The organism is Spirillospora sp. NPDC046719, assembly GCF_040645715.1.
Classification (GTDB): Bacteria; Actinomycetota; Actinomycetes; order Streptosporangiales; family Streptosporangiaceae; genus Spirillospora.
Map to the genome: position 1 here is coordinate 40,080 of NZ_JBEYYT010000023.1, position 10,149 is coordinate 50,228.

A 10,149-nucleotide genomic window follows, 5' to 3' on the forward strand; every position below is an offset into this window, starting at 1 on the left:
ATAATGCCGCGCATGGTGAAACGTCCGGTTATGGCAGGGATGGCCGTTGTGCTGGCGGCCTCGGTCGCGTCCGCGTGCGGGCAGGGCGGAGAGTCCGCGCCCGGCGGGAAGGACGGGTCGCTCACCTACGCGATCGCGGACGAGCCGGAGACGTTCAACCCCGGGCTGCAGGACGAGCACACCGACCCGGTGACCGAGCTCGTGTTCCGCGGGCTGACCAGGCACGACAAGGACAACAAGGTCGTCCCGGCGCTGGCGAGGTCGTGGACGGTCGCGCCCGACGGCCGGACGTACACGTTCGCGCTGCGGCCGGGCGTCACCTGGCAGGACGGCAAGCCGTTCACCGCAGGTGACGTGAAGTTCACCATCGAGACCGTCCGCGACGCGGGCGCCGACTCGCCGCTGTCGCGCAACTTCTCGATGGTGAGGTCGGTCGAGACGCCCGACCCGGCCACGGTCCGGCTCGTCCTCGACGAGCCGTTCGCGCCGATGCTGGACGCGGTATCGATGGGCATGCTGCCGAAGCACCTGCTCCAGGGGAAGAAGCTCACCGACCCCGGGTTCGGGCAGCGCCCCGTCGGCACCGGCCCGTTCACCCTCACCACCTACAAGCACGGCCAGTACGCCGAACTGACCGCGTTCGACGGCTACTACGAGGGCAAGCCGGGGCTGAAGAAGGTCGTCGTCAAGTACGTCCCGGACGACTCGGCCCGGCTGATCCAGCTGCGCAACGGCGAGGTGGACGCCGCGAACCTCGCGCCGCAGCAGGCGGGCAAGGCCGGCGGGCACCGGCTGGAGGTGTACCCGACCGCCGACTACCGGGCGCTCATGTTCAACATGAAGGACCCGGTGTTCGCCGACCGCCGGGTGCGGCAGGCGATGAACCACGCCGTCGACCGCGACGCCATCACCAGGAGCGTCGTCCTCGGCTACGGCACCCCGGCGAAGGGGCCGCTGGACACGAGCCCGTACGCCGCCGCCCCGGGGTTCGCGTTCGACCCCGCCAAGGCGGCGTCCCTCATGAAGGACGCCGGGTACGCCAGGAACGCCCAAGGGCTGTGGGCGAAGGACGGCAGGACCGTGAAGTTCGAGCTGACCACCTTCGCCGAGGACTCGCTGCGCGTCGCGATCCTGAACGTGTCCGCCACGCAGCTCAAGCAGCAGGGGTTCGACGTCGACCCGCGCCCCCGCCCGCGCGACTGGGTGCGCAAGCACTGGGGCGACCTGCAGGGCATGGTGGTCGGCTGGGGCACCCCCTATGACCCGGACTCCTCGGTCTACGGGCCGTTCGCCTCGTCGCAGGCGCTCGCCAAGGGCGGCTCCAACTACGGCTCCTACAGGAACCCCGTCGCGGACAAGGCGCTGGAGGACGGCCGCTCGACCCTCGACCCCGCCGGGAGGAAGGCCGCCTACACCGCGTTCCAGCAGGCGCTGCAGGACGATCCGCCGTTCGTGTGGATCTCCTACCTCAAGACGATCAACGCCGTTCCGGCGAACCTGACCGGGCCCGCGCGGCGCACGCTGGGCCACCACGGCTACGGGTTCTTCTGGAACGCCGAGACCTGGCGCTACAACTAGATGGCGCTCCGTGCGGTCCGCCGGGTCGCGACGGCCGTGCTGATCGTCGCCGCCCTGTCGGCGGTGTGCTTCGGGCTCCTGGACGCCGCGCCCGGCGACCCGGCCGCGTCGGTGCTGGAGTCGCGGTCGGGCGGGCGCCCGCCGTCCCCCGCGGCGGTCGCCGAACTGCGCGCGGAGATGGGCCTCGACGACCCGCCGCCCGTCCGGTACTGGCGGTGGGCGTCGCACGCCGTGCGCGGCGACCTCGGCACCTCGTACATGTCGGGGCGGCCGGTCACCGAGACGCTGGGCGACACCGTCCCGTGGACGCTGCTGCTCACCGCCGCCGCCGTCCTGCTGAGCTTCGCCGCCGCCCTCGCGGTCGGCCTCGTCGCGGCGCTCACCCGCCGCGCGTGGCTGCGGCGCGGCATCGACCTCCTGCTGTTCGTGATGGGCGGCATGCCCGGCTTCGTCGTCGCGCTGCTGCTGCTGTACGTGTTCGCGGCGGCGACGCACCTGATGCCGTCCGGCGGGGTCAGCCGCCCGGGGGAGCCGGTCACCGCGTACGGGCTGCTCGCCCACCTGGTGCTGCCGGCGTGCGCGCTCGCGTTCGGCCACCACTTCGGGGTGTACGTGCGGCTCGTGGAGAACGGCGTCGGACGGCTCCGGGACGCGCCGCACGTGCAGAACGCCCGCGTCCGCGGCCTGCCCCGGCGGACCGTCGTCGCCCGGCACCTCATGCGTCCGGGGCTGGTGCCGTTCACCGCGCGGCTCGGCGTCGGCGTCGGCACGCTGATCGCCGGCGTCTACGCCACCGAGGTCATCTTCTCCTGGCCCGGCATGGGCCGCGAGGCCATCACCGCCGCCCGCGCCCAGGACTACCCGCTGCTCATGGCCATCGTGCTGGTCACCGGCCTCATCGTGATCGCCGCGAACCTGGCCGCCGAGCTGATCGTCGCGGCGCTGGACCCCCGCGCCCGGACAGGACGAGCCGATGCCGCCTGACGCCCCCACCACCGCCGCCGCCGCCCGCGTGCGCGGGCTGCTCGCCGTCCGGCTGCGGCCCCGGCGCCCCGCGCTGCTCGCCGCCGTCGCCGTGCTCGCCGCGCTGGCGCTGCTCGCCGTCCTCGCGCCGCTCCTCACCGAGCTCGACCCGGTCGCCACCGACACGTCCGCGACGTCGCTGAAGCCCGGCTCGCCCGGCCACCCGCTCGGCACCGACCTGCTCGGCCGCGACCTGTGGACCCGGATGCTGTACGGCGCCCGCACGTCCCTGCTGGTCGGGCTCACCGCCGCCGCGATCGCGGTCGGGCTCGGCCTGCTCCTCGGCGGGCTCGCCGCGATCGCGCCGCGCTGGCTCGACGGCCTCATCGCGCGCACCGCCGACGTGCTGCTCGCCCTCCCGCTGCTGGTCATCGTGCTCGCGCTCGCCGCCGTGGCGGGCCCGTCCCTCGGCCTGGTGGTCGCGGCGATCGCGCTGACGAGCTGGATGCCGGTCGCGCTGATCGTCCGCGCCGAGCTGCGCGGCCGCCGCGAGCGCCTCCACGTCCGCGCCGCCTACGCGCTCGGCCTGTCCCGGGCGCAGGTGCTGTGGCGGCACCTGCTGCCCGGCGCGCTGCCGCCCGTCGCGTCCGTCGCCGCGTTCGAGGTCGGCCACGCCGTGCTGACCGAGTCGACGCTCAGCTTCCTCGGCCTCGGCGTCCCGCCGAACCGGCCGAGCTGGGGCAACCTGCTCACCGAGGCGCAGTCGCACCTGCTCACCGGCGAGTGGTACACCGTCGCGATCCCGGCGGCGGCCGTCGTCGCCACCATCGTCGCGGTCAACGCCGTCGCCGGCGCCGTCGCCGGCCCCTCCGACGAAGGCGGGACGTGGTGACCTCCAGCGGCCCGACCGCCACCGGGCTCACCGTGTCCGGGCTCACCGTGGACGTCCCCGGACGCCGCGTCGTGCACGGCATCGACCTCGCCGTCCCGGCCGGGCGCGTCCTCGCGCTCGTCGGGCCGAGCGGCAGCGGCAAGACCCTCACCGCCCGCGCCGTCGCCGGACTGCACCCGCACGGCGGGACCGTCCTGGTGGACGGCCGGCCCCCGGTGCGCGGGCGGGACGTCGGATACGCCTTCCAGGACGCGCTCGCCTCGCTCAACCCGACCGTCACCGTCCGGCGGCACCTCGCCGAGACCGTCAAGGCGCACGGCACCGGCGACCCCGCCGCCGCGCTGGCCCGGTTCGGCCTCGACCCGGCGCTGGCCGCCGCGCACCCCTTCGAGCTGTCCGGCGGGCAGGCGCAGCGGGTCGCGCTCGCGCTCGCCACCGTGCACGAACCGCCCGTCCTCATCGCCGACGAGGTCACCACCGCGCTCGACCCGGTCACCCAGGCGACCGTGCTCGACCTCGTCCGCGCGCAGGCCCGCGACCGCGCCGTCCTGCTCATCACCCACGACCTGGCCGCCGCCGCGCGCTGGGCCGACGACATCGCCGTCATGCGCGACGGCCGCGTCGTCGAGCACGGGCCCGCCGCGCGGATCCTCCGCGACCCGCGAAGCGACCTCGCGCGGGACCTGGTCGCCGCCGCCACCGCCGCGCCCCCTCCGGCCGGCGTTCCGTCGGCGGCGGGCGAGGGCGACGCCGTCTCCGTCCGGGGACTGCGGCGCGTCCTGCGGTCCCGGCGCCGCGTCACCGTCGCGCTGGACGGCGCCGACCTGGCCGTCCGTCCCGGCGAGGCCGTCGCGATCGTCGGGCGCAGCGGCTCCGGCAAGTCGACGCTCGTCGGCGCCCTCGCCGCCCTCGATCGCCCCGACGCCGGCACCGTCCTGCGCGGCGGCCGGGACGTCTGGGCGCTGCGCGACCGGGAACGCCGCGCCGTCCGCCGCCGGACCGGCCTGGTCTTCCAGGACCCGCTCGCCTCCTTCGACCCCCGGCACACCGTCCGGCAGGCCATCGCGCAGGCCGGCCCCTACAACGACGACCTGCTGCGCTACGTCGGCCTCGACCCCGCCATGGCGGCGCGGCGCCCCGCCACCCTGTCGGGCGGCGAATGCCAGCGCGTCGCGATCGCGCGGGCGCTCGCGCAGCGGCCGGACGTGCTGCTCGCCGACGAGCCCACCAGCGGCCTCGACGTCCTCACCGAGGAGCGCGTCCTGCGGCTGCTGGGCCGCCTGCGCCGCGACCACGGCATCACGATCGCCCTGGTCACCCATGACCTGCGCGTCGCCCGCCGCGTCGCGGACCGCATCGTCGTCCTGCACGACGGCCGGATCGCCGAGGACCTGCCCGCCCACACCCTCGACGGCGCCCGCCACCCCGAGACCAGGCGGCTCCTGGACGCCACCGCCCTCACCGCGAAGTGGGCCTAGCACTACCCCCATTGACGTCCTGGCCCTACGGCCCGGCGGGTGCCCCCGGACCGAGCATGAATGCATCGGCCGCCGGGAAGCGCCCGGCCCCCGCCGCACGAAGGAGTGACGGACACATGAGCGGGTCCAGGACACGAACCACGGCGCTGTGCGCCGCCCTCGCCCTCGCCGGGACGCTGGCCCCCGCGGTGCCCGCCCACGCGATACCGGCCCACGCCTTCCCCGGGCACCGGCCCGCCGCGCAGGCGATCCGGGCGGCCGGGACGACGGAGCTGACCTCCGGCTGGGCGATCCGGTCGTCCGCCGACACCCGCGACACCGGCGCCGAGATCTCCAGACCGGACTACTCGGCGAAGGGATGGCTGCCGCTGTCCCGCCCCGAGACGCTGATGGCGGGCCTGCTGGAGAACGGCCGCTACCCGAACATCTTCGACGACGACAACATGAAGAAGGTCCCGGCGAAGCAGTTCGACGCGAACTGGTGGTACCGCGAGCAGCTCACCGTCCACCCCCGCAAGGACGGCCGCACCTTCCTGGTCATGAACGGCGTCTCCGGGAAGGCCGACCTCTGGATCAACGGCAAGAAGATCGCCGCCGGAGCGCAGCTCCAGGGCTCCTACGCGCGGCTGGAGTACGAAATCACCCGGTACGTCCGGGACGGCGCGAACGCCATCGCGCTCGACGTCTCCCGCAACGACGAGGACATCACCAAGTTCGACACCCCCATGCGGTACCTGACCCAGAACCAGGTCGACTGGAACCCGATGGCGCCCGACCAGAACACCGGGCTCCAGTACGCGCCGCAGATCGTCCAGGAGGGCCCGGTCTCGGTCCGCAACGCGCACGTCCTCCAGGACGACGCCGCCGACCTGTCCACCGCCGACCTGACCGTCAAGGCCGACGTGCGCAACAACACCGGCACGCCGCAGCGGGTGACCGTGTCCGGGACGGTGTCGCACGGCTCCACCCGCATCGCCTGCAAGGCCACCGTCACGGTGCCCGCGCACGCGACCCGCACCGTCGCGATCACCAAGGCGGACTGCCCCGGCCTGCACCTGGAGCACCCGGCGGTGTGGTGGCCGTACCAGATGGGCGACCAGCCGATGTACCACCTCGCGCTGGACGCGTCCGTGGGCGGGACCGTCTCCAGCACCGCCGCCGAGGACTTCGGCATCCGGACGGTGACGTCCCGGCTCACCAAGCCCGTCCCCGGCAAGACCCACGGCAAGGACGGCTACCGGCAGTTCATCGTCAACGGCAAGCCGCTGGTCATCCGCGGCGCCGGATGGTCACCCGACCTGTTCCTGCGCTACTCCCCGTCCAACGTCTCGAACCAGATCTCCTACATCAGGAACATGGGCCTGAACGCGGTCCGGTTCGAGGGCAACTTCCCGCCGGACGACATGTTCGCCCAGCTCGACCGCGCCGGCGTCCTCGCCATGCCGGGCTGGCAGTGCTGCGCGCTGTGGGAGGGCAAGTCGTCGACCTGGTCGGACGACGTCAAGGCCAACGCGTCCAACCAGGCGGGCAGGATGGCGGAGCGGCTCCGCGACCACCCGAGCGTCTTCACCTTCTTCCAGGGCAGCGACGACGCGCCCGACGCGGAGAAGGAGGCCCTCTTCCTCAAGGCGTTCGAGCGGGCCGACTTCCGGCTCCCGCAGGTCGCCGCGGCCGAGTACAAGTCGTCGCCGAAGCTCGGGCCCGCCGGCACCAAGGAGGGCGGCTACAACTACTTCCCGCCGAACGCGCTGTGGAACAACAAGCGCGAGACCGTCAACACCAACGACCCGACGCTCAGCATGACCGGCAGCGCCTGGGGCTTCGACACCGAGGTCAGCACCGGGAACACCATCCCGACGCAGGACTCGCTGAACCGCTTCCTCAGCGCCGCCGAGCAGAAGAAGATCTGGGACCCGGCGACCGCGCAGGGCCAGACCGCCGGCCAGGACATGTACCACACGTTCTTCTACTCCGACTACACGCGCCTGTCCCGGATGGGCGTCTACAACACCCCGCTGTGGCACCGGTACGGCCCCTGGAAGGACGCCGGCTCGTACCAGAAGACCGTCCAGCTCGGCCAGTACGAGGTCACGCGCGCGCAGTTCGAGTCGTACATCGGCAACTCCACCGACAAGGCCAACCCCAGCACCGGGATCATCTACTGGATGCTGAACAAGGCGTGGCCGTCGCTCCAGTGGAGCATGTACGGCTCCGACTTCGACCAGCCGGGCGTCTACTTCGGCGCCAAGAAGGCCAACGAGCCGGTGCACGTCATGTACTCCTACGACGACGGCTCCATCAAGGTCGCCAACCTCACCGGCGCCCGCCAGGACGGCCTGCGCGCCACCGCCCAGATCATCGACCTCGACGGCAAGGTCCGCGCCACCGCCAGCGCCCCCGTCGGCGCGCTGGGCAGCCAGGACGTCCGGACCGTCCTGCGCCCGAAGGTCCCGGCCGGGATCTCCAAGACCTACTTCGAGAAGCTCACCCTCACCCGCGGCTCCAAGGTCGTCAGCCGCAACGTGTACTGGCTGTCCACCAAGGCCGACCAGGTCGACTGGCCGAAGACCCACGCGCCCGGCAAGTACACCCCGTCCAACGGGTTCGCGGTCTTCCAGAAGGACGGCTACGCCGACCTGACCGGCCTGCGCTCCCTCAAGCCCGCCGACATCAAGGTCCAGGCCACCACCCGCCGCGAGGGCGGCGAGATGGTGACGAGCGTGACCGTCCGCAACGTCGGCCGCGGCGGCGCCCCGGCCCTGTTCACCCGGGCCGACCTGTTCGCCGGCGGCAAGCAGGTGCTGCCGATCCGCTGGAGCGACAACGACGTCACGCTCTGGCCGGGGGAGCAGCAGACGATCACCGCCCGCTACTCCGCCACGTCCGGCAAGCCCGACGTCCGCGTCAACGGCTTCAACGTCCCCGAGCAGACCCGCCACACCGGCTGACCCCGGCGCGAAGGCCGGACGGGGAGCGTCCCCGTCCGGCCTTCCGCCGCGTTAGATCGGACCTTCTGGTCCTGGCCCGCGACGCGACGGCCGTCTTCGGCGGCGGCCTCGACATCCTGGTGAACAACGCCGGCAGCGCCCTGGGCGACCCCCCGGGCCATCGCCCACGCCGCCGTCTACCTCGCCGCCGAGGAGTCCGCCTTCGTGCACGGCATCACCCTGGACGTCGACGGCGGCCGCACCACCACCGCCGTCATAGCCGCCTGACGCCGCGACTCAGCGCGGGCTCGGGTGAGGCGCCAGGGCGGAGAGTCATCGGTCAGGCTGATGGCACCGGCGGCGACGTTCTGCTCCAGGTGGCCGAGGTCGCCGGTGCCGGGGATCGCCAGGACGTGCGGACCCTGGTGCAGCGTCCATGCCAGGCGGATCTGCGCGGGGGACGCCCCGTGTGCGCGCGCGACGGCCTTGACCGCCGGGTCGTCGTCGCCGGACAGCCCCTCCAGGCGGCGGGTGCCCGCCAGCGAATAGAAGGGGACGAACGCGATGCCCTGCTCGCCGCACAGCCGCAGCATCTCCTCCTGTTCGGGGAAGGCGCCGACGCCGTACGGGTTCTGGACGCAGACGACCGGCGCGATGGCCTGCGCCTCCGCCAGGTGGTGCGGCCGGACGTTCGACAGCCCGAGATGCCGGATCAGCCCGGCCCGGCGCAGCTCGGCGAGCGCGCCGAACCGCTCGGCGAACCGGTCGTGGTCGTCGTTGACGCGCAGGTTGACGAGGTCCAGGTGGTCGCGGCCGAGCTGGCGGAGGTTCTCCTCCACCTGGCCGCGCAGCGCGTCCGCCGTCATCGCGTGCGGCGCCCACCGGCCGGACGCGTCCCGCGCCGGCCCCACCTTGGTGGCGATCACGAGACCGTCCGGGTAGGGCGCCAGCGCGCTGTTGATCAGCTCGTTCGCCGAGCGCAGCGCCGAGAAGTAGAAGGCGGCCGTGTCGATGTGGTCCACGCCGAGCTCGACCGCCCGCCGCAGCACCGCGACCGCCTGCCCGCGGTCGCGCGGCACGGCGTCCGGGACGAGCGCCGTGCCGGTCTGCGGCAGCCGCATCGCGCCGAAGCCGAGCCGGTTCACCACCAGGTCGCCGAGCCGCCGGGTGCCCGCCGCCGCCGCGTCGATCATGTTCGGGATCATGCCCGGATGATCACACCGGGCCCGGTGCGGCCGCCATCGCTTCTCGCCTGCGCGAAACCTCGGCGGCCTACTTGAGAACGGCCACGCCGACGACGGCCGACGCGGGCACGGTGCCCTGGCCGCCGTCGCCGAGGTGGTACCGCGAGTCCGCCGAAGACCCCCGGTTGTCTCCCATCAGCCAGAGCCGCCCCGCCGGCACGGAGACCGGCCCGAACGTCGATTCCCTGGTGCCCGCCGCCAGGTACGGCTCGTCCAGCGCGGCGCCGTTGAGCATGACCCGGCCATCGCGCGAGCAGCACGCGATCCGGTCGCCCGGGATCGCCACCACCCGCTTGACCTGCGGCGCGTCACGTCCCCCGAGCCAGGACGGCATGGAGAAGACGACGACGTCGCCCCGCCTCGACTTGTAGTCGCCGTGGTCCACCGGACGCGCGTCGAAGGTCTGCCCCGCGCGGATCGTCGGCTCCATCGCCACGCTGGGATCGCTGTACCGGTGGTACCCGTGCACCGCCGAATTCGCCGCGCCGCATCCCGCCACCAACCATGGAACCGCCGCCACGGCGATCACCCGCCTCCGCATGGCCGCCCATGCTACTGACCCACCCCGCCCCAAAACCCCCGAATCCACCAGCCTGTGGGGGCCGGGCCTTAGGGGCTTTCGGATTCCAGGGTGGTGAGGGCTTTTTCCAGTTCGACCTCGACCTCCTCGCCGGTCTCCACGCCGGCGGCGTCGCGGTTGGCGCGGCTCAGGCCGAGCAGGTAGCGGCCGCGCATGATGGCGACCCGGCTCGTCCACGTATGCCCGTTTACCGTGATGGACACCCGTGGCCGCTTGCCGTCGCCGAGCGCCTCCACGACCTCCTCGGGGACCTCCAGCCCCCGCATGGGCTCCGGGGGCTCGACGCGGGTTCGGAACTTCATGGTCTGCTCCCGCTCTCTCGCCGGCAGCCCGTCCTGATCGAGGTTAATGAGCGTGGCGCCGGTTGCTCTCGACAGGGCCGGGGGGGGGGGGGGGGGGGCCCCCCCCCCCCCCCCCCACGATGGTCCACGCCGGGCCCGTCGGGATGGGCCACGGCGGAGGGGGGGCGCGACCCCAGGGATCAGAC

General features: G+C 73.4%; 8 protein-coding genes. 5 read left to right on the top strand and 3 right to left on the bottom strand.

The window, feature by feature from the left end:
• The first annotated feature begins 39 nt into the window (after positions 1 to 39).
• The 5 genes from ABZ914_RS06795 to ABZ914_RS06815 all read left to right on the top strand — a co-directional run bounded on the left by ABZ914_RS06795 (position 40) and on the right by ABZ914_RS06815 (position 7,859).
• Entirely contained in the window at positions 40 to 1,578 is a 1,539-nt protein-coding gene (locus tag ABZ914_RS06795) for an ABC transporter substrate-binding protein (protein WP_500192112.1), read from the top strand.
• The gene (locus ABZ914_RS06800) at positions 1,579 to 2,562 is read left to right on the top strand and encodes an ABC transporter permease (RefSeq protein WP_500192113.1); all 984 of its coding nucleotides are present in this window, start codon (positions 1,579 to 1,581) and stop codon (positions 2,560 to 2,562) included.
• The gene (locus ABZ914_RS06805; RefSeq protein ID WP_500192114.1) at positions 2,552 to 3,433 is read left to right on the top strand and encodes an ABC transporter permease; all 882 of its coding nucleotides are present in this window, start codon (positions 2,552 to 2,554) and stop codon (positions 3,431 to 3,433) included. Before ABZ914_RS06800 ends, ABZ914_RS06805 begins: the two co-directional genes overlap by 11 nt.
• On the top strand, positions 3,430 to 4,911 hold the full coding sequence (locus ABZ914_RS06810; RefSeq protein WP_500192115.1) for an ABC transporter ATP-binding protein: 1,482 nt from the start codon (positions 3,430 to 3,432) through the stop codon (positions 4,909 to 4,911). Before ABZ914_RS06805 ends, ABZ914_RS06810 begins: the two co-directional genes overlap by 4 nt.
• Before the next feature lie 116 nt (positions 4,912 to 5,027).
• Positions 5,028 to 7,859, top strand: a complete 2,832-nt coding sequence (locus tag ABZ914_RS06815; RefSeq protein ID WP_500192116.1) for a glycoside hydrolase family 2 protein — start codon at positions 5,028 to 5,030, stop codon at positions 7,857 to 7,859.
• Positions 7,860 to 8,035: 176 nt separating this feature from the next.
• On the opposite strand, the gene ABZ914_RS06820 is transcribed toward ABZ914_RS06815, so the two are convergent.
• From ABZ914_RS06820 to ABZ914_RS06830, 3 genes are all read right to left on the bottom strand, one after another.
• Positions 8,036 to 9,043 (bottom strand): aldo/keto reductase, encoded by a 1,008-nt coding sequence (locus tag ABZ914_RS06820; RefSeq protein WP_500192117.1) that lies wholly within the window; start codon positions 9,041 to 9,043, stop codon positions 8,036 to 8,038.
• Positions 9,044 to 9,110: 67 nt separating this feature from the next.
• Positions 9,111 to 9,623 carry a signal peptidase I gene (lepB, locus tag ABZ914_RS06825; protein WP_500192118.1) on the bottom strand — a complete coding sequence of 171 codons (513 nt, stop codon included), beginning with the start codon at positions 9,621 to 9,623 and terminating at the stop codon, positions 9,111 to 9,113.
• A gap of 68 nt (positions 9,624 to 9,691) precedes the next feature.
• Positions 9,692 to 9,964 (bottom strand): DUF1905 domain-containing protein, encoded by a 273-nt coding sequence (locus ABZ914_RS06830; protein WP_500192119.1) that lies wholly within the window; start codon positions 9,962 to 9,964, stop codon positions 9,692 to 9,694.
• Positions 9,965 to 10,149: the final 185 nt, after the last annotated feature.

What these genes read in the sequence shown, in the direction of transcription:
- ABZ914_RS06795 (WP_500192112.1), top strand. Translation starts at nt 40, where the DNA reads ATGGCCGTTGTGCTGGCGGCCTCGGTCGCGTCCGCGTGCGGGCAGGGC.
- ABZ914_RS06800 (WP_500192113.1), top strand. Translation starts at nt 1,579, where the DNA reads ATGGCGCTCCGTGCGGTCCGCCGGGTCGCGACGGCCGTGCTGATCGTC.
- ABZ914_RS06805 (WP_500192114.1), top strand. Translation starts at nt 2,552, where the DNA reads ATGCCGCCTGACGCCCCCACCACCGCCGCCGCCGCCCGCGTGCGCGGG.
- ABZ914_RS06815 (WP_500192116.1), top strand. Translation starts at nt 5,028, where the DNA reads ATGAGCGGGTCCAGGACACGAACCACGGCGCTGTGCGCCGCCCTCGCC.
- ABZ914_RS06820 (WP_500192117.1), bottom strand. Translation starts at nt 9,043, where the DNA reads ATGATCCCGAACATGATCGACGCGGCGGCGGCGGGCACCCGGCGGCTC.
- lepB (WP_500192118.1), bottom strand. Translation starts at nt 9,623, where the DNA reads ATGCGGAGGCGGGTGATCGCCGTGGCGGCGGTTCCATGGTTGGTGGCG.
- ABZ914_RS06830 (WP_500192119.1), bottom strand. Translation starts at nt 9,964, where the DNA reads ATGAAGTTCCGAACCCGCGTCGAGCCCCCGGAGCCCATGCGGGGGCTG.